Genomic DNA, 18,924 nt, shown 5'->3' on the forward strand with positions numbered 1-18,924 from the left:
CGGGCCGCCACATGACGTGGTGATCGTGGTCGCGGAAGGATGTTCGTCGATGAGCCGGGAAACCGAGAAGGAACGCTGGCAGCGCAATTTCGCCGATCTGTTGCAGGAGTTGCGGGTCGCGCAGACTGGTGTGCAGATCCTGTTCGCCTTCCTGCTGACCTTGCCGTTCAGCAGTGGTTTTCCGGACACCACCGCCTTCCAGCGGGACATCTACGTGGTGGCCTTGCTGGCGGCCGCCGCCGCAGCGGCGATGATCATCTCGCCGGTGGCGTTCCACCGCATGCTGTTTCGCCAGGGCCGCAAGCCGCAACTCGTCCGGTTCGCGCACCGGATGGCCAGCGGCGGCCTCGCCTTCATGCTTGTCGCCATGGTCAGCGCGGTGCTGCTGGTCACCGACTTTATCCTGCCCAGGCCGGTCGCGTTCGTCCTCAGTGGTGTCACCGGGGTCTGGTTCCTGACCTTCTGGGCGGCACTGCCGATCGCCCACCGGAGCTGGCTCGACGACGACGAGGACGACGAGAACCGCGAGAAGGACGGCGACAAGCACAACGACGAGAACGACAAGCACCAGGTCCGGTCGACTCCGGCAGGCGCGATCAGCTCGGCGGGCGCAGACCCAGTGAGCGTAGCTCCAGGGCGGCCAACGCGGCCGTGACCTGCGGATCACCGCGCCGCCATCCCTCGGCAACGTCCGTACCCAGCGCGGCCAGCGAGCCGATCGGGCGGGTGGCCAGAGCTCGTAGCGCCAGTAGATCCTGACCAGCCGGTGCCGTCCGGAGACGCCGTGCGGCGCTCGCCCGCCGAATCCAGCGCAGCCGCAACGGTAGCCAGCCGAAGATCACCAGGCCGATCGGGACGATCAGCATCGTGGCGGTGAGCGCCAGCGCCAGGTCGCCGACCAGCTCCTGCTGTTCCTGGCCGGCCTCGGCCACCGACCTGGCCGCGCCAGCCGCCTGTTCGAACGGGCTGGTCAGCTCGTCACCGACCAGGGGCACCCGGCCGACCCGACCACCGACGTCGGCGAGGTTGTCGGCTAGGCCGGTCCCGGCGTCCTGGAGGGTACGACCCGGCCCGGCGAGCCGGCTGACCAGATCGTGCAGCCAGAGCGCCGCGCGGATCCAGAGGTAGACCCAGATCACGACGACGAGATCGGTGACGATTTGCCGTACGGCGGTAGGGAGGCGGTCTGCGTAGATCTGCATGCGCACAGGGTGCCGTACCCGGCTCGGTCGTGCCGACCCGCGCGGCGGCCGACCCGACCGGTGGTCCGACCGGTGGTCAGTCGGTGGTCAGCCGGCCGTGGTGCGCCGGGCCGCGCACTTCGGGCAGGTGCCGAAGATCTCCATGGTGTGGCTGACGCCGACGTACCCGTGTTGGGCCGCCACCCGTTCCGCCCACGCCTCCACCGCCGGCCCTTCCACCTCGACGGCGCTGCCGCAGGACCGGCAGACCAGATGGTGGTGGTGACCCTGGCTGCAGCGCCGGTAGAGATGCTCGCCCCCGGGCGGGCGCATCACATCCACCTCGCCGGAGTCGGCGAGCCCCTGAAGAGTCCGGTAGACGGTGGTCAGACCGACCCGGTCACCGCGTTCCCGCAGCATCGCGTGCAGTTCCTGGGCACTGTGAAAACCCGCCAGCTCATCCAGGATCGCGCTGACCGCGCTGCGCTGGCGGGTGTTGCGTACGGCGGCCGTCTCCGTGCCGCCGACCTTCGTGTCGTCTCCGACTTTCATCCTGGTGCCTCCGGACGGTGAGCTCATCGGATCTCCCGGGCATGACTGACCGCGTCCGCCACGATGTGCGCGACATGTTCGTCTACCAGCGCGTACGCGATCTCCCGACCCCGTCGGGAACCGTGGACGACGCCCGCGCCCCGCAGTACCCGCAGATGTTGGGACACCAGCGGCTGTGGGGCGCCGAGCTTCTCTACGAGCTCGTGGACACAACGTTCACCCTGGGCGAGTTCGGTCACGATGGCCACCCGGATCGGGGCGGAGAGCGCGCGCAGCAGTTCTCCGGCGCTCTCGTATCCCTCGTACCCGTTGGCCGTCGTCACCCCGCAACGGTAACCAATACCGGGGGCGTGCCGGCAGCCAGGCAGGGCAGGACCGGCCGTTCAGCGCGTGTGGCGGGACCGGCCGTTCAGCGTTCGAGGACGACTTCGGGTGGCTCGACCTCCCGGACGGTCCGGGGCTGGACCGTCAGCCGGGCGGTGCGTCGGCGCAGCAGCCGCCAACCGCCGGCGCCCACCGAGGCGGCCAGGAACGTGGCGATCGCCAGCATCACGATGGTGGCGCCCAGCGCCGTGTTGGCGGTGCCGGCCAGCCACACCCCGCTGCCGGCGGCCGCGAAGCCGATGACCATCGCGGCGGCCATGGTGCTGCGGAAACCCCGGGTGAACTGCTGCGCCGTCGCCACCGGAATCACCATCAACGCGCTGACCAGGAGCAGGCCGACGGCGCGCATGGCGATCGTGACGGTCACCGCGGTGGTGACCGCGAGCAGCAGGTTGAGGGTACGCACCGGTAGGCCGGACACCCGGGCGTACTCCTCGTCGTGGCAGATCGCGAACAGCGCCGGGCGCAGCAGCAGCATCGCGGCGAGCACCGCCACCGCCAGTCCGACGATGATCCACAGATCCTCGACGGAGGTCGTGGTCAACGAGCCGAACAGGTACGCCATCAGGTTGGCGTTGCTGCGGTCGCTGGCCAGCCCGACCAGCAGCACACCGCCGGCGATCCCGCCGTAGAACAGCAATGCCAGTGCCATGTCGCCGGAGGTACGGCCACGTTCGCGGACCAACTCGATGGCGACGGCACCGATCGTGGCGACGACGACTGCGGTGAGTACCGGCGACTGGTCGAGCAGCAGGCCGACGCCGACCCCGGTGAGCGCGACGTGGCCGACCCCGTCGCCGATCAACGACATCCGCCGCTGCACCAGATAGATGCCGAGGGCGGGTGTGGCCAAGCCGATGACCAGCGCGCCGATCAGTGCGCGGATCATGAACTCGTACTGGAAGATGCTCATGCGCTCCACATCCGGGACAGCTCCACCGGCGCGTGCGGGTGTACGTGGTCGTGGCCCGGGTCCGCGTGGTGACCGGCCGGCGGCGGCACCGGACCAACATGCACGACCTCGCCGTGATGCAGCACGACAGCCCGGTTGATCAGCGGTTGCAGCGGTCCGAGCTCGTGGGCGACCAGCAGTACGGTGCCGCCACCGTCGACGAAGGTGCGCAGGGCGCCGGCGAAGGCCTCCTGACTGGCGGCGTCGACACCGGCCGTCGGCTCGTCGAGGATCAGCAGCTCGGGTTCGCCGGCCAGGGCTCGGGCGATCAGCGTCCGTTGTTGCTGTCCGCCGGAGAGCGTGGTGACCGGGTCGCCGGCCCGGTCGGCGAGCCCGACGGCGGACAGCGCGGCGGCGACGGCGGCCCGATCGGCCGCGCTCGCTGGGCGCAGGACGCCTCGGCGCGCGAGCCGACCGGAGTGCACCACCTCACCGACGGTCGCGGGGACCCCACTGCCCGCGCCGAGACGCTGCGGTACGTAGCCGATCCGTTGCCATTGCCGGAAGCGCCGCACCGGCTGCCCGAAGAGGTGTACGGTGCCGTCACTGAGCGGCACCAGGCCGAGGACGGCCCGGATGAGCGTGGACTTGCCGGAGCCGTTGGCGCCGAGTAACGCGACGACCTCACCATTGGTCACGGTGAGGTCGACGTCGCGCAGCACGGGGCGGCCGTCGTAGCCGGCCACCCCGTGCGTCACGTGGACGATCGTCGTCACGAACAGCCCAGCGCCGTGGTCAGTGCCTCGAGGTTGGCACGCATCACCGAGAAATAGTCGCCGTCGGCGTCGGGCTGCAGTCCCTCGATCGGATCGAGGACCGCGGTCTCGGCGCCGACCTCGTCGGCGATGGTCTCGGCGATGCTCGGGCTCACCAGGGTCTCGAAGAAGATCGTGGTGGCCTGGTGCTCCCGGGCCTCCTCGACGACCTCGGCCAGCCGTTGGGGCGCCGGTTCGTCCTCCGGACTCAGCCCGGAGATGCCGATCTGCTCCAACTCGTAGCGGTTGGCCAGGTAGCCGAACGCGGCGTGGCTGGTGATGATCTCCCGCCGCTCGCAGGTCGCCAGCCCTTCGGTGTACTCGGTGTCGAGCGCCGTCAGTTCGGTACGTAGCTCCTCGGCCCTAGCGGTGTAGTCGGCTGCCCGGTCCGGATCGACCGCGCCCAGCCGTTGGGCCAGCTCGTCGCCGACGGCGGCGAACCGCTGCGGGTCCAGCCACAGGTGCGGGTCCTTCCCACCGGTCTCCTCGGCGTGTTCGTCCTCCTCGGCGTGTTCGTCCTCGCCCGCGTGTTCGTCCTCCTCGGCGTGTTCGTCCTCGCCCGCGTGCTCGTCCTCGTGGCCGTGGTCGTGGTCGTGGTCGCCGGTCGCGTCCAGCAGCGGCTCGACTGTGACGACGTCGAAGGCGTGCTCACCGCCTTCCTGCTCGACCGCGGCGTCGACGGCGGGTTGGAAACCGCTGAGGTAGATCACCAGATCGGCATCGCTGATCTGGCCGACCTGCTGTGGGTTCAGCTCGAGGTCGTGCGGCTCGGCGCCGGGCGCGGCCAGGCCGGTGACCGTGACCGCGTCGCCGCCGACGCGTTCGGCCAGGAACTGCAGCGGATAGAAGGCAGCGACCACCCCGAGCGTCTCGGCGGGGGCAGCGGGATCATCGGAACCAGTGGAGCCCTCCTCGGCGCACGCCGCGATGCCGCCCAGGGCGAGCACCGCGCCGGCGGTGGAGGCGAGAGTGCGGCGCAAGAGGTGGTTGTGCATGTGGCCACTGTCCGCGCGGACGACAACCATTGTCAAAAACGCATGGTTGCATGCGTGCGGCGGGTTGGGCTGCGAAAACGGGGACCGGACCGGACGGGACCGGACCGGTTCGCCGGCGCGGGACCGGCTGAAGATCTCGGCGCGCGCGGGAATGGCTAGAAGATCTCGGCGCGCGCGGGAATGGCTAGAAGATTTTGGCCAGCGCGACCGCCACCAGCAACGTGAGAACCAGTAGCCGCACCAGCCGGCCGCCGGCCGGCAGCACCGGCCAGGTGAGCCGCAGCAACCAGACCAGCCCTGCCGCCAACAGCAGTAGGAGCGCCCCGCCGACGATCCCCGGGGCGAACAACCCCACCACCATCAGTCCGAGAGCGACCAGGAACGCGGCGGTCGGACTGATCCGCCGGAGTCGGGCCGTCCCGGACGGCTGCGTAGGCTGCATCCGACAGACTCTAGCCAGTGGACTCCGACCAGGAGGCTGAGATCGTGCGGGTGATCAATCGGTTCGCCGTACCGTCGGCAGACGCCACGGACTTCCGCGAACGCGCCCACGCCGCGCTGGGTGCTCTGGCCAGCTGCCCCGGCTACCTGCGCGGTGAACTGATTCGCGCTCTGGACGACGAGCACGAGTGGTGCCTGGTGACCGAGTGGGAGTCCGTCGGCACCTATCGACGGGCGCTCGGCTCCTTCGATGTGAAGATCAACGCCACGCCGCTGCTGGCGCAGTCGCGTGACGAGCCGTCCGCCTTCGAGACCCTCGCCGTGGTCGGGTCCGGCGGTGAACTCGAGTCGCGTCCGAGCGACCGGGCCACGGACCCCGGCCGGTGATCCGGCGGGCACTAGTCTTCTCCCCATGACCGATTCCGGACCGGTGCAACCGCCCCCGACGCATGCCGTACCCGCCGGCCCGTCGCCGTGGCAGCCGCCGTCGCCGTGGGCACCGCCCGGTCGCCAACAACCGCCGGAAACGACCGGGTCGACCACCGACACCCCAGCCGACCTCGGTACGGAGTCGGCCGGAACCCACCGGACACCGGCCGAGGCTGGTTCGCTCGCCGAGACACCACCGCCGGCTGGTCCGCCACCGGCCGGTGCTCAACCGGTGCCGCCCGGCCCCGGTGCCGTACCACCCTTCGCCGCACCGCCGGTCGAGGGCCGTACCGCCCGGGTCTGGATCGGGCTCGGGGTCGCCGCGCTGGCGCTCGTGCTCTGTTGCGGCGGCGGCACCGTCGCGCTGGTCGGGTTGATCGTCACCGGCTCGGAGGCGGTCAACGAGCAGGCCCGCGTCGCGGTCGGCGACTACTTCGACGCGCTCAGCGATCAGGACTTCGACGCGGCGTACGGACAGCTGTGCGCGGAGGCGCGGCGGCGCGAATCACCGGACGAGTACGCCCGCCGGCTGTCCGCCGAACCGGAGATCGAGTCCTACGACATCGGGCAGGTCTCGTTGACCAGTCGGATCGTCGTACCCGTCGACGTCACCTATGCCGGCGGCGGCGGGGACAGCCTGCGGGTCGCGCTCAACCAGGACACCGGCACCGGTGAGCTAGAGGTCTGTGACATCGAACGGTAACCTCCGAGCATCTGGAAATCGACCGTGGAGAACATCCCCGCTGGCCGCCAGCCAGCGTAGGAGCAGCGCATGTCAGCCGACCGTATCGACGCCGTGATGAGCCTCGCCCGCCGGCGGGGCTTCGCGTTCCCGTCCGGCGAGATCTACGGTGGTGAACCGCTCGCCTGGGACTACGGTCCACTCGGGGTCGAGCTCAAGGACAACCTGCGGCGTCAGTGGTGGACGTCGATCGTCCAGCAGCGCGACGACGTCGTCGGCCTCGACGCCGCGGCGATCCAGCCCCGGGAGGTGTTTGCCGCCGGCGGCCACCTCGACACTCACAGCGAGACCCGGACCCGCTGCCGATCGTGCGGGCTGAGCCGACGGGTCGACCCGGCCGCCACCGGACTGGCCGCACCCGACCTGACCGCCGGACGGAGCCCGGCGGCGGTGACGATCGCCGAGCGGAGTTGCCCCCGCTGCGGCACCCGGGGAAGCTTCACCGACCCGGAGACCGTCAGCGGTCTGCTCGGCGTTCAACCGGACCGGGCCGACGGCGAGACCGGCCGGCACTACCTGCGTCCCGAGGCGGCGCCTGGCACCTTCGTCAACTTCGCCAACGTGATGATCGCCGCCCGCAAGAAGCCGCCGTTCGGCATCGCTCAGGTCGGCCGGGTGTTTCGCAATATCAACGACCCGGGTGAGTTCCTGCTGCGCAGTCGAGAGTTCGAGCGCATGGAGCTGGAGTACTTCGTCGAGCCGGGTTCCGACGACGAGTGGCTGGAACACTGGGTACGGCAGCGCTGGGACTGGTACGTCGATCTCGGCCTTGCCCCGGGCAATCTACGGCTGGCCGAACATCCGCTCACCGAGCTTCCGCCGTACGCCAAACGAATCGTCGACATCGAATACAGGTTCCTCGCCGACGGCCAGGAATACCTCGGTCTGGAAGGCATCACCAACCGGGCTGATCACGATCTCACCGCACACGCCAAGCACTCCGGTGCCGATCTGTCGTTCTTCGACCAGGAGCGCGGAAAACGCTGGGTCCCGTACGCGATCGAGCCGGCCGCGAACCTGACCGCCACCGTCCTGGCGATCCTGCTGGAGGCCCACGACTGTGACGAGGCGCCGAACACGAAAGGCGGAGTCGACAAGCGTACGGTGTTGCGGTTCGACCCCCGCCTCGCCCCGGTCAAGGTGGCAGTGCTGCCGCTGTCGCGCAATCCCGAGTTGTCGCCGAAGGCTCGCGATCTGAGTGCGGCGCTACGCCGCCGATGGGTGGTCGAGTTCGACGACTCGCAGGCCATCGGCCGCCGCTACCGGCGTCAGGATGAGATCGGCACTCCGTACTGCGTGACCGTCGATTTCGAGACCTTGGTCGACGACGCGGTCACCGTACGGGACCGGGACACGATGGCGCAGCAACGGGTCTCCCTGGATCAGGTGGAGCGATACCTGCTGGAACGGCTGCCGACCGGCTGACCGGCAACCCGGCAACCCGGCAACCCGGCAACCCGGCTGACCCGCCGACCTGCTGTCCGGCAGCCTGGCAGCCCGGCGGTCGACGGGCCGGTGACCGTCGACCGGGCCGACCGTGGAATCCTGGTGGGTGTGTCCGTGACGCAGGCCGTACCCGCTCTCCGGCCGCTGCCGCTCGGTCCGCACCAGGTGTGGCCGCCGGTGGTGCTGGCGCCGATGGCGGGGATCACCAACATTGCCTTCCGCCGGCTCTGCCGTGAACAGGGTGGCGGGCTGTACGTCTGCGAGATGATCACGACCCGGGCGCTGGTCGAACGGAACCCCAAGACGCTGCGGATGGTCACCTTCGCCGCCGGCGAGCGGCCCCGGAGCCTGCAGCTCTACGGCGTCGATCCGGAGATCACCGCGGCGGCGGTACGGATCGTCGTCGACAACGACCTGGCCGACCACATCGATCTCAACTTCGGCTGTCCCGTACCCAAGGTGACCCGTAAGGGCGGTGGGGCGGCGCTGCCCTGGCGGCATCGGCTGTTCAGCCGGATCGTGCGGGCCGCCGTGCGGGCGGCCGCGCCGGCCGGGGTGCCGGTGACGGTCAAGATGCGCAAGGGCATCGACGACGACCACCTGACGTACGTGGCGGCGGGGCTCGCCGCCCAGGAAGCCGGGGTGGCCGCCGTCGCGCTGCACGGTCGGACCGCGGCGCAGCGCTACTCGGGTACGGCGGACTGGGACGCGATCGGCCGGCTCAAGCAGGCCCTGACCGTGCCGGTGTTGGGCAACGGCGACATCTGGGAGGCCGACGACGCGGTGCGGATGATCGCGCACACCGGTGTCGACGGCGTGGTGGTGGGCCGAGGCTGCCTGGGGCGGCCGTGGTTGTTCGCCGACCTGTCAGCGGCCCTCGCCGGCAGCTCACAGCGGGTGCTGCCGTCCCTGGACGTGGTGGCCGCGACGATGTACCGGCACGCGCAGCTGCTGGTGGAGTGGTTTTCGGCCGGTCGCGTGGACCGGACGGCGGCCGAGCGGGACGGCTGCACCGACTTCCGCAAGCACGTCGCCTGGTACCTCAAGGGTTTCCCGGTCGGTGGTGAACTCCGTCGGTCCCTGGCGATGGTCTCCACCCTGGCCGAGTTGGCGGCGCTGCTGGATCAACTCGATCAGCGTCAGCCGTTTCCGGTGCACACTCTCGGCCAGCCACGAGGTCGGACCACCGCCCCGGGCAAAGTGTTTCTGCCGGACGGCTGGTTGGCCGACCGGGACGACGACTCAGTGCCGTACGAGGCGGAACTGTCCGATTCCGGCGGCTGATCCGGCGGTCGTCGGCACCGTGACCAAAGGCACAGATCAATGTTCGCTTCTGCGCATGGAAGCGTTCCCAGAAACCACTTCGAACGTGTCGTGTTCGCGCGTTTGTGCGACTGGTCACCAGCCCCTGCCGATATCCCGTACCGGTCGCTTAACCTGCGCGAACCAATAGCCATTGGTGAACCATCGTTCAGCGCGGAACGGCACATGGAGGCCACAATGGCACCAGCAGACCTGACGCACCCCGCCAACCGGATCGCACCAGATCATCCCAAGTACGTGTACGACTTCACCGAAGGCAACCGCCAGCTGCGGGACCTGCTCGGTGGCAAGGGAGCGAACCTGGCCGAGATGACCAACCTCGGCCTGCCAGTTCCTCCCGGCTTCACCATCACGACCGAGGCGTGCCGGGCCTACCTGGCCGAGGGCGCGCTACCCGATGGACTGGCCGGGCAGATCGCGACCGCGCTGACCGACCTGGAGCGGCGCCGGGGCAAACGTCTCGGTGATCCGGCCGACCCGCTGCTGGTGTCGGTCCGCTCCGGCGCCGCGTTCTCCATGCCGGGCATGATGGAGACGGTCCTCAACGTCGGCCTCAACGACGCCGGGGTGCCGGGGTTGGCCGCGCGGTCCGGCGGCGACCACCGGTTCGCCTGGGATTCCTACCGGCGGTTGATCCAAATGTTCGGCAAGACGGTCTGCGGCGTACCGGGGGAGGAGTTCGAGCAGGCACTGGAGGCGGCCAAGCGGACCCGAGGGACCGACCTCGATCTCGAGCTCGACGCCGACGACCTGCGCGCGCTGGTGCGGACGTACCAGAAGATCTTCTTCGCGCATACCGGTCGGGACTTCCCGCAGGATCCCCGGGAGCAGCTCGACCTGGCGATCCGGGCGGTCTTCGATTCCTGGAACGCCGACCGGGCGATGATCTACCGGCGTCAGGAGCGTATCCCGGCTGATCTGGGCACCGCCGTCAACGTGGTGGCGATGGTCTTCGGCAACCTGGGTCCGGACTCCGGCACCGGGGTCGCCTTCACCCGTGACCCGGCCACCGGCGCTCAAGGCGTCTACGGCGACTACCTGGCCAACGCGCAGGGCGAGGACGTGGTGGCCGGGATCCGCAACACGTTGCCGCTGCAGCGACTGGAACGGATCGACAGGCGCTCCTACGACGAACTGTTGGCGATCATGGCCCGGCTGGAGAACCACTACCGGGACCTGTGTGACATCGAGTTCACCATCGAACGCGGCCGGCTGTGGATGCTGCAGACCCGGGTCGGCAAGCGGACCGCGGCGGCGGCGTTCGTCATCGCCTGCCAGCTCGTCGACGAGGGCATCATCGACCTGGACGAGGCGCTGCACCGAGTCACCGGCAGCCAGTTGGCGCAGCTGATGTTCCCCCGGTTCGACCTGTCCGGGTCGCCGCGGGCGATCGCGACCGGAGTGGGTGCCTCACCCGGAGCCGCCGTCGGGCAGGTCGTCTTCGACTCGGCGCGGGCGGTGGAACTGGCCGGTCAGGGCGAGTCAGTGATCTTGGTCCGCCGGGAGACCACCCCGGACGACCTGCCCGGCATGATCGCCGCGCGAGGCATCCTGACCAGTCGGGGCGGCAAGACCAGCCACGCCGCAGTGGTGGCCCGGGGGATGGGCAAGACGTGTCTGTGTGGGGCGGAAGCGCTCGACGTCGACCCGCGTGGCGGCCGGTTCATCGTCGGCGAGCATACCGTGTCCGAAGGTGACGTCGTCTCCATCGACGGCACCACCGGGCATCTCTACCTCGGCGCGGTGCCGGTCCGTCCGTCCGAGGTGGTGCGGTACTTCGAGGGCGAGGTCGATCACGCGACCTCGTCCGATCCGCTGGTGCGCGCCGTACATCGGATCCTGTCGCACGCCGATGCCCGACGGCGGCTGGCGGTGCGGACCAACGCCGACACCGGGGTGGACGCGGCCCGGGCCCGGCGCTTCGGCGCGGAGGGGATCGGGTTGTGCCGCACCGAACACATGTTCCTCGGCGATCGGCGGGAGCTGGTGGAACGGCTGATCCTGGCCCACGACGAGACCGAACGCTCGGACGCGCTGGCCGACCTGCTGCCGCTGCAACGGGCCGACTTCGTGGAGCTGTTCCGGCAGATGGACGGGCTGCCGGTCACCGTACGGTTGATCGATCCGCCGCTGCACGAGTTCCTGCCGTCGTTGGAGGAACTGGCGGTCACCGTCGCGCTGGCCCACGCCCGGGGTCAGCAGGCCGGGCGCGACGAAGCCCTGCTGGCGGCGGTACGCCGGATGCACGAGCACAACCCGATGCTGGGGCTGCGCGGCGTCCGGCTGGGCCTGGTGATCCCCGGCCTGTTCGCCATGCAGGTGCGGGCGATCGCCGAGGCCGCCGTGCAGTTGTCCGCCGCCGGGCTGCGGCCGCGTCCGGAGATCATGGTGCCGCTGGTCGGCGCGGTCCAAGAGCTCGAGACGGTACGGGCGGAAGCCGAACGGATCATCGCCGACGTGCGGGGCGACGCGCCCGTGGACATCCTGATCGGCACGATGATCGAGGTACCTCGGGCGGCGCTGACAGCGGGACAGCTCGCCGAGGCGGCGCAGTTCTTTTCGTTCGGCACCAACGATCTGACCCAGATGGGCTGGGGCTTCTCCCGTGACGACGTCGAGGGCGCGTTCTTCTGGCGCTACCTGGAACTCGGCATCTTCGGCATCTCCCCGTTCGAGTCAATCGATCGCGACGGGGTCGGCCGGCTGGTCCAGATCGCGGTGCGAGAAGGTCGGGCCGCGCGTCCGGATCTCAAGATCGGTGTGTGCGGTGAGCACGGCGGTGATCCCGATTCGGTGCACTTCTTCCACCAGTCCGGCCTGGACTACGTGTCGTGTTCGCCGTTCCGAGTGCCGATCGCCCGGCTCGAAGCCGGTCGCGCGACGGTCGAGTCGGCTGGTTCGGACAGCCGCTGATCCCTGCCGGAGTGGTGAGCGGCCGGTCGCCCCCTGGGGGCGGGAGGGGCGGCCGGCCGCGGATCGGGGTCTGATCAGAGGTGCCGGCGCGGGATCGCCGGGTTGTACGGCAGGGTGGCCATCGGGGTGCGGACCGCCAGCGGTGCCCGGTTGTCCAGGAAGCCGGGGGGCGAGCTGGGCACGTTCGTCGCCGGTGGGGTGGCCCGGAGCAGGTCGCTCAGTAGCCGGGCGACCCGTCGGGCCTCCATGTGGAGCAGCCCGAGGTTGGTCTCCGCGCCGGACAGGACGGTGAGCAGTGCGTGACTGCCTGCGGCGTAGATGGCCACGTAGCCACGAACACCTTGGATGACGGTCTCCTGAAGTTCGCCGTGACCGGCGGTGAGCGCGAACCGGCGGCCCAGCCCGAGGCTCGCCGCGGCCAGCGCGGCGATGCTGTCCGCGTCGGCCCCGGGCAGGTCGGCGGTGATCAGTAGCCCGTCCACGCCGGCCAGGGCCGAGCCGGTCACCTCGGGCATTCGGCGACGCAGGCCGTGTAGTTCGGCGATGATGGCGGTGTCAGTGTCCACCGGCGGTCTCCTTCACTCGATCGTCCGGGCGGCCGGCCGCGATGTGGTCCCGAACGATCGGGTGCCGCCCGGTGGCGGCTCGGGATGCGATCGGGTGGGGTGTGGGCGACCGGATGTCTGGCCATGGCTCGACGTCGATGCGTGCGTCGCGGCGGCGGGGCGCGGCGGCGAGGCGCGGATCGTCACTGTCGGGCCGGCGAAACGCTTGTGGTCTCGACCTGTCGATGCTCGACATGCAGAGCGGTCCATTCGTTTCGGTCGAGGCTGACAGTGACGTAGTGCTCCTGGCACGCTACCCGATGCGATTTGTCTGCGCAGGCCCGTAACCATCGGCAATCGGACAGCAACTGATAGCTGATCGGCTATTGCGAATCGTGCTCACCGTTGCTTGACGTGTTTGGACTGTCACCCCGAGGTCGGCCGCCGTGCCCCGTACGGTAGGTCTGAGCTCGTGTTTCGCAAGGAGCAGGGAGGTGGCCCCGGTGGCCAGTCGGTGGGAGAACCTGGTGGTGGACGCCCACGATCCGGCGCGACTCGCCCGTTGGTGGGCGGAGGTGCTCGATTATCAGATCGTGCACGAAGTCACCGACGAGGTGGAGATTCGGCGGTCTCCCGACGAGCTTCCCGGGCTGATCTTCGTGTCCGTACCGGAGACCAAGCAACTCAAGAACCGGCTGCACGTCGACCTGCGTCCGGTCGATCAGATGGCGGAAGTCGAGCGGCTGGTCGACATGGGTGCCCGGCGGGTCGACATCGACCAAGGTGAGGCTTCCTGGATGGTGCTGGCCGACCCGGAGGGCAACGAGTTCTGCGTGCTGAGCGGGACGGGGTTGGTCGGCTGAGTCGGCCACGGTCGGGGTCGGTCGGCGTGGCCCGCCGCCGGTGGTGGTGGTGCGGATGGCGTACGCCGGGTATCGGGTGATGGCGTACGCCGGGTATCGGTCAGGCCGGGCAGTTCGGCCGCAGGGCCGAAGCGTGGCCAGGCGGGTCCGCGGTCGCCTGGGTCAGGCGCCGTACGGCTGAGCGGAGCAGCGATACGAAGGCGCGAGCCTCGGCCTCGGCGCCGAAGCCCAGCCAGCAGGATTCGGCCAGTCGGTGCGCGCTCCAGCGCGCGGTGACGAGAACTCCGATGTCGTCGCCGTGATCGCCGGTGTGTTCCGCCGGGGCGAGGGTGAGGTCGGCCAGTCGCGCGGAGCGGGCGTAGCCGCCGGGCCAGCCGTCTCCGGCGATGACCAGATGCCGTGCGAAGAGGATGTCGACCCGGTCGTGTCTGGCGGCGATCGCCCCGTCGGCCCAGGGGACCGGTCCGGACGACCGGGTCAGGCAGCAGGCACTGGCGCCGGCCAACTCGCCCATGAGTTGGCCGGCGCAGTGCTCCTCGACGGCGTAGCGCATCGGCTCGGCTATCTCGGCGACGCCGACGAGCCGGCTGGTACGAGTCCACCCCTGGGTCACCTCCTGATTGTGTGCCGTACGGATGACGGCCGAAGGGCTCCGGTCAGGATTGCGACACAAACCGGTAATCTCACCGAAACATTCGGGCGTGGGGTCGATGCTCGTTCCGGTCCCGCCGGTGGTGGCGACTCGTCGGGTGGCGTGCTCGTTGGATGGTGTGCTCGTCGGGTGGCGTGCTCGTCGGGTGGCGCGGCCGGCCGGCGGACCGGCGGACCGGGTCGGGATAGGCTCTCCAGGGTGAACTCGACCACCGGTCGGTCGACGCCTGCTGCCGCCGATGTCGATCCGGACGCCGACACCCGACGCTGGGTGCCCGAGCCGTCCAAGGACACCGGTCACGGTCGAAGCCCGTACGAGCGGGACCGGGCGCGGGTGCTGCACTCCGCCGGATTTCGCCGGCTGGCCGCCAAGACCCAGGTGCACACCGCCGACATCGCCGCCGACGATGGCGCCGACCTGGTGCCACGGACCCGACTCACCCACTCCCTGGAGGTGGCGCAGATCGCCCGGGAGATGGGTGCCCGGCTCGGTTGCGACCCGGACGTGGTGGACGTCGCCGGGCTCGCGCACGACCTGGGACACCCGCCGTTCGGGCACAACGGCGAGCAGGCACTCGACGAGCTGATGGTCGACCACGGCGGATTCGAGGGCAACGCGCAGACGCTGCGGGTGCTCACCCGGCTGGAGGCCAAGGTGCTCGGTCCGGACGGCTCGTCGGCCGGGCTCAACCTGACCCGGGCCTCGCTCGACGCGGTCTGCAAGTATCCCTGGCGGCGTCGGCCGGGGCAGCGCAAGTTCGGGGTGTACGCCGACGACCTACCGGTCTTCACCTGGCTGCGGCAGGGCGCACCCGGCGATGAGCGGCGCTGCCTGGAAGCGCAGGTCATGGACTGGGCGGACGATGTCGCCTATTCGGTGCACGATCTCGAAGACGGCATCCACGGCGGCTTCATCGATCTGAGCCGGCTTGGCGCCGACGCCGACGAGCAGGCCGCCCTCGCCGCCGACGTGGCCGAGGTCTACTCCACGGAGTCGGCCGACGAGCTGGCCGCCACGTTGGCGGAACTGCTGGCCCATCCGGCCCTGCGTCCGCTCGCCCGCTACGACGGCAGCCACCCGGCGCAGGCCGCGTTGAAGGGCACCACCAGTCGGTTGACCGGCGCGTTCGTCGCCGCGGCGGTGGCCGCGACCCGGGAGTGTTCGGCCGGTACGCCGGTCCGCCGGTACGCCGCCGACCTGGTGGTGCCTCGGGTGGTCCGCGCCAGGTGTGCGCTGCTGAAAGGGCTGGCGCTGCGCTACGTCATGCGCCGGCCCGGAGCGGCCGCCGGCTACCTGCGGCAACGGGAGGTTCTCGCCGAACTGGTCGCTGCGTTGACGGTACGCGCGCCAGCGGGGCTCGACGCGGTCTTCGCGCCCTTGTGGTCGGCGGCACCGGACGACAGCGCCCGCGCCCGGGTGATCATCGATCAGGTGGCGTCGTTGACCGACCCGGCGGCGGTGTCCTGGCATCGCCGCCTCACCGCGTCACCGCGTCGGGCGTACCCGACCTTGCGCTGACCGGGTCCGACGCCGCGGGGATCGCGGTCGCGTCCGGAGGGTAGCGCCTCACCGCTCAGCCGCTGGTCGGCTGCTGCACCGCCACCAGGTCGGCGGCGAGTAGGGCGGACCACCAGCTTTCGACGTTGGACAGCGACCCGGAGATGATGCGTGGCTGCTCGCCCTCGGTGAGCAGAGTGAGGGCTGACCCGTCCGGCCAGGCGAGGACCCAGCCGGCGATGTCCGGCAGATCCTCCTCGGTGGCGAACTCGGCGTCGTGCGTGCGGTAGAGCGCGCACAGGCGGGGAGCACCGTCGAGCGCGATCACGTCCAGGTGATCGGTGGCGCTGGTCTCGGGCAGCAGCTGGGGCATGGGGTGCCTCCTCCTTCGAACGTCGAGCTGAATGACCGGCAATGTAGACAAGACACAGTGATTCGTGAAGAAAGAGAAACAAGCCAGCGAACGGTTCACTAGGTGCGACACAGACAGTATTGCTGTGGTTACAGGGAAGGACAAGGTCTGTTCTGCGGCGAGGCGTGGAAAGTGCGTATTGACAGCCGCCGCCCTGGTCGTCGCCGGTCTGGGGCCTCGCTGGCGCCGCCGCGCCTCCTCGACGGCGGTCACGGCGCGTCCTCGCGGCCGTCACAACGCGTCCCGGTGGTGGTCGCGACGAGCCCGGGAGCGGGTCTTCGCCACCCCCGCCCGTCATGATCGCCGAGGCAGGGCAGGATGTACGCGAGAGGGGGTGTCGCCACGGCATGGCTGGTCGGATCCGGGACGAGGACATCTCGCTCGTACGCGAGCGGACGTCGATCGTCGACATCATCTCGGAAAGCGTCACGCTCAAGTCGGCCGGCGGCGGAAACCTCAAGGGGCTCTGCCCGTTCCACGACGAAAAGACCCCGTCGTTCACGGTGGCGCCAGGCCGTAATGTCTATTTCTGTCATGGTTGTGGCAAGGGCGGTGACGCGATCACCTTCCTGATGGAGGCGGAGCACCTCACCTTCGTCGAGTCGGTGGAACGGCTCGCCGGCCGGGCCGGCATCCAACTGCGCTACATCGAGGCCGGTCCGGCACCGGTGCGTCAGCAGACCGGACAGCGGCAGCGACTGGTCGCCGCGCACGCCGCCGCCATGGAGTTCTACGCCGACCAGTTGACCAGCCCCGGCGCCCGTGCGGCCCGGGAGTTCCTGGCCCGTCGCGGCTTCGACCGGGAATCGGCCCAGCGGTACGGATGCGGGTTCGCCCCGGACGCCTGGGACGAACTCACCCGCCATCTGCGCCAGCGCGGCTACACCGCGCAGGAACTGGTCAGCGCGGGCCTGGCCCGACAGGCGCGGTCCGGGTCGCTGATCGACCGGTTCCGCCGGCGCCTGCTCTGGCCGATCCGCGAGCTCAGCGGCGACGTGATCGGATTCGGTGCCCGTAAGCTGTTCGACGACGACGACGGCCCGAAATACCTCAACACCCCGGAAACCCCGATCTACAAGAAATCCCACGTGCTGTACGGGATCGACCAGGCCAAACGGGAGATCGCCCGGCAGGGCCGGGCGGTGATCGTCGAGGGTTACACCGACGTCATGGCATGTCATCTGGCGGGTGTGCCGACCGCCGTGGCGACCTGCGGCACGGCCTTCGGCGCCGACCACATCGGAGTGTTGCGCCGGCTGCTGATGGACACCGACGCCGTCGCGGGCGAGATCATCTTCACCTTCGACGGTGACGCAGCCGGGCAGAAGGCGGCACTGCGCGCGTTCGAAGAGGACCAGCGGTTCGTCGGCCGGACCTTCATCGCCGTCAGCCCGGACAACATGGACCCGTGCGATCTGCGGCTGGCAAAGGGCGATCTGGCCGTACGCGACCTGGTTGCCCGCCGCGAGCCGCTTGTCGACTTCGCGTTGCGCCAGGTCATCAACCGGTTCGACCTGGACACCGTCGACGGCCGGGTGGAAGCGATGCGCCGGGCGGCGCCGCTGGTGGCCAAGCTCAAGGACCGGGAGAAAAAACCGGAGTACGTCCGCAAACTCGCCGGCGACCTCGGCATGGAGATCGAACCGGTCCAACGCGCCGTACTGGCCGCTGCCGCCGCCCCGACCAGGTCGACGACCGGCGGCCGGCCCGAGTCGGCGGATCGACCACCGACGCCGCGCCGCCCCGAACCCGACGATCCACAGACGCTGGTGGAACGCGAAGCGCTGAAACTCGGTCTGCAGGTGCCGGTCCTGGCCGGGCCGATGTTCGACACGCTCGGGCCGGAGGTCTACCAACATCCGCTACACGCGGTGGTGCGTGACGCCATCACCCGGGCCGGCGGAGTCGCCACCGCCGTCGGCGGGGCGGTCTGGATCGAACAGGTCCGCGACGGCTGTGCCGACGTGGCCGCCAACGCCCTGGTGGCCGAGCTCGCCGTCGAACCACTGCGGCTCGATCGTGAGGCGGACCCGCACTACGTCTCGGTCACGCTGGCCCGCCTGCAATGGGGAGCGGTCACCGCCCGGATCCGGGACCTGAAGTCGAAGGTACAGCGGATCAACCCGGTGGCGAACAAGGACGAGTACCTGACGCTCGCCGGGGAACTCTTCTCGCTGGAACAGCACGCGCGGGCGCTGCGCGAACAAGCGGTGGGAGGACTGTGACGATGTGGGGGTTGCTGCGACGCGCGCCGCGACTACCGGCCGCGAAGCGGCCGCCGCTGGACCGCGACGAACGGGTGCTGGCCTGGAGTCGGGCTGCCGCGGCTGGCGAGCCGACCGCCGACTCGTCAGCCACGGCGGATGCCGGCCCGGCGGGCGACGACGACGCCGTACTGGTGGTGACCAATCGCGGCTTGTGGCTGCCCGGCCACCCGTCCCGGCTGGGCTGGCACGAGGTACACAAGGCAGTCTGGTCGGGGGCCGATTTGACGATCGTCCCGGCCGAGGTGACCGAGGAGCGCGACGGGTACACCGTCGTCGCGGACGGGTCACCGTACACGCTCGTCCTGCCCGATCCGGCCGAGGTCCCGCACCAGATCCGGGCCCGGGTGACCGGGTCGGTCGGTTACAGCGTGCATCATGGCGGCGATTTCGGCGGGGTACGGGTGGTCGGCCGCCGGGTCCCCGGAATCGACGGCGTGCGCTGGACCGTCCGCTACGATCCCGACGCCGATCTCGAATCGCCCGAATCGCGGGCGCTCACCGACGCGTTGGTGGCCACCGCACGGGCTTCGGTGGGTCAGGAACAATGATTGAGGTTGCGGTCGCCGCCGGATGTC

The 18,924-nt window shown here is 70.0% G+C and carries 19 protein-coding genes and 1 pseudogene; 10 read left to right on the forward strand and 10 right to left on the reverse strand.

The annotated features are described in order from the left end of the window. Nucleotides 1-49: 49 nt before the first annotated feature. Nucleotides 50-520, forward strand: a pseudogene (locus O7632_RS12245) (DUF6328 family protein); the annotation flags it as partial. 76 nt (nt 521-596) lie between these two features. Here the strand turns inward: O7632_RS12245 and O7632_RS12250 are convergent. The 7 genes from O7632_RS12250 to O7632_RS12280 all read right to left on the reverse strand — a co-directional run bounded on the left by O7632_RS12250 (nt 597) and on the right by O7632_RS12280 (nt 5,261). Beyond that, nucleotides 597-1,202, reverse strand: coding sequence for a hypothetical protein (locus O7632_RS12250; RefSeq protein WP_278114126.1), 606 nt, complete (start codon nt 1,200-1,202; stop codon nt 597-599). A gap of 87 nt (nt 1,203-1,289) precedes the next feature. Then, on the reverse strand, nt 1,290-1,733 hold the full coding sequence (locus tag O7632_RS12255) for a transcriptional repressor (RefSeq protein ID WP_278114128.1): 444 nt from the start codon (nt 1,731-1,733) through the stop codon (nt 1,290-1,292). A 23-nt stretch (nt 1,734-1,756) separates the two neighbouring features. Beyond that, nucleotides 1,757-2,056 carry a metalloregulator ArsR/SmtB family transcription factor gene (locus O7632_RS12260; RefSeq protein WP_278114130.1) on the reverse strand — a complete coding sequence of 100 codons (300 nt, stop codon included), beginning with the start codon at nt 2,054-2,056 and terminating at the stop codon, nt 1,757-1,759. Between the two features lie 86 nt (nt 2,057-2,142). Next, complete coding sequence (locus O7632_RS12265; RefSeq protein WP_278114131.1) at nt 2,143-3,030, reverse strand: metal ABC transporter permease; 888 nt, start codon at nt 3,028-3,030, stop codon at nt 2,143-2,145. After that, nucleotides 3,027-3,776 carry a metal ABC transporter ATP-binding protein gene (locus O7632_RS12270; RefSeq protein WP_278119996.1) on the reverse strand — a complete coding sequence of 250 codons (750 nt, stop codon included), beginning with the start codon at nt 3,774-3,776 and terminating at the stop codon, nt 3,027-3,029. Before O7632_RS12270 ends, O7632_RS12265 begins: the two co-directional genes overlap by 4 nt. Nucleotides 3,777-3,781: 5 nt before the next feature. Next, the gene (locus O7632_RS12275) at nt 3,782-4,819 is read right to left on the reverse strand and encodes a metal ABC transporter substrate-binding protein (RefSeq protein ID WP_278114133.1); all 1,038 of its coding nucleotides are present in this window, start codon (nt 4,817-4,819) and stop codon (nt 3,782-3,784) included. 184 nt (nt 4,820-5,003) lie between these two features. After that, nucleotides 5,004-5,261, reverse strand: coding sequence for a DUF6703 family protein (locus tag O7632_RS12280; RefSeq protein ID WP_278114135.1), 258 nt, complete (start codon nt 5,259-5,261; stop codon nt 5,004-5,006). A gap of 44 nt (nt 5,262-5,305) precedes the next feature. Between O7632_RS12280 and O7632_RS12285 the strand changes: the two genes are divergently transcribed. The 5 genes from O7632_RS12285 (at nt 5,306) to ppdK (ending at nt 12,113) form a co-directional block, all read left to right on the forward strand. Continuing rightward, on the forward strand, nt 5,306-5,647 hold the full coding sequence (locus tag O7632_RS12285) for an antibiotic biosynthesis monooxygenase family protein (protein WP_278119997.1): 342 nt from the start codon (nt 5,306-5,308) through the stop codon (nt 5,645-5,647). A 25-nt stretch (nt 5,648-5,672) separates the two neighbouring features. Further along, complete coding sequence (locus O7632_RS12290) at nt 5,673-6,392, forward strand: hypothetical protein (protein ID WP_347403567.1); 720 nt, start codon at nt 5,673-5,675, stop codon at nt 6,390-6,392. A gap of 69 nt (nt 6,393-6,461) precedes the next feature. Next, nucleotides 6,462-7,856 carry a glycine--tRNA ligase gene (locus tag O7632_RS12295; RefSeq protein ID WP_278114137.1) on the forward strand — a complete coding sequence of 465 codons (1,395 nt, stop codon included), beginning with the start codon at nt 6,462-6,464 and terminating at the stop codon, nt 7,854-7,856. A gap of 129 nt (nt 7,857-7,985) precedes the next feature. Further along, complete coding sequence (gene dusB, locus O7632_RS12300; protein WP_278114139.1) at nt 7,986-9,161, forward strand: tRNA dihydrouridine synthase DusB; 1,176 nt, start codon at nt 7,986-7,988, stop codon at nt 9,159-9,161. A gap of 216 nt (nt 9,162-9,377) precedes the next feature. After that, a complete protein-coding gene (gene ppdK / locus O7632_RS12305; RefSeq protein ID WP_278114141.1) occupies nt 9,378-12,113 on the forward strand; it encodes a pyruvate, phosphate dikinase in 2,736 nt (911 codons plus the stop codon). A gap of 74 nt (nt 12,114-12,187) precedes the next feature. Here ppdK and O7632_RS12310 read toward each other — a convergent pair whose 3' ends face one another. Then, the gene (locus O7632_RS12310; RefSeq protein WP_278114143.1) at nt 12,188-12,679 is read right to left on the reverse strand and encodes a roadblock/LC7 domain-containing protein; all 492 of its coding nucleotides are present in this window, start codon (nt 12,677-12,679) and stop codon (nt 12,188-12,190) included. Nucleotides 12,680-13,161: 482 nt separating this feature from the next. Between O7632_RS12310 and O7632_RS12315 the strand changes: the two genes are divergently transcribed. Next, a complete protein-coding gene (locus tag O7632_RS12315) occupies nt 13,162-13,521 on the forward strand; it encodes a VOC family protein (protein ID WP_278114145.1) in 360 nt (119 codons plus the stop codon). A gap of 100 nt (nt 13,522-13,621) precedes the next feature. Here the strand turns inward: O7632_RS12315 and O7632_RS12320 are convergent, their stop codons facing one another. Continuing rightward, nucleotides 13,622-14,134: a hypothetical protein gene (locus O7632_RS12320; protein ID WP_278114146.1), complete on the reverse strand. Its 513-nt coding sequence runs from the start codon at nt 14,132-14,134 to the stop codon at nt 13,622-13,624. A gap of 237 nt (nt 14,135-14,371) precedes the next feature. On the opposite strand from O7632_RS12320, the gene O7632_RS12325 reads away from it, so the two are divergent. Then, complete coding sequence (locus O7632_RS12325; RefSeq protein ID WP_278114147.1) at nt 14,372-15,691, forward strand: deoxyguanosinetriphosphate triphosphohydrolase; 1,320 nt, start codon at nt 14,372-14,374, stop codon at nt 15,689-15,691. A 55-nt stretch (nt 15,692-15,746) separates the two neighbouring features. Here the strand turns inward: O7632_RS12325 and O7632_RS12330 are convergent, their stop codons facing one another. Then, nucleotides 15,747-16,043, reverse strand: a complete 297-nt coding sequence (locus tag O7632_RS12330; RefSeq protein ID WP_278114149.1) for a hypothetical protein — start codon at nt 16,041-16,043, stop codon at nt 15,747-15,749. Between the two features lie 386 nt (nt 16,044-16,429). Here O7632_RS12330 and dnaG point away from each other — a divergent pair, with 386 nt between their 5' ends. After that, nucleotides 16,430-18,307 carry a DNA primase gene (gene dnaG, locus O7632_RS12335; protein WP_278114151.1) on the forward strand — a complete coding sequence of 626 codons (1,878 nt, stop codon included), beginning with the start codon at nt 16,430-16,432 and terminating at the stop codon, nt 18,305-18,307. 2 nt (nt 18,308-18,309) lie between these two features. After that, on the forward strand, nt 18,310-18,897 hold the full coding sequence (locus O7632_RS12340) for a hypothetical protein (protein ID WP_278114152.1): 588 nt from the start codon (nt 18,310-18,312) through the stop codon (nt 18,895-18,897). Nucleotides 18,898-18,924 lie beyond the last annotated feature (27 nt).

The sequence above is a fragment of the Solwaraspora sp. WMMD406 genome (assembly GCF_029626025.1).
Lineage (GTDB): Bacteria > Actinomycetota > Actinomycetes > Mycobacteriales > Micromonosporaceae > Micromonospora_E.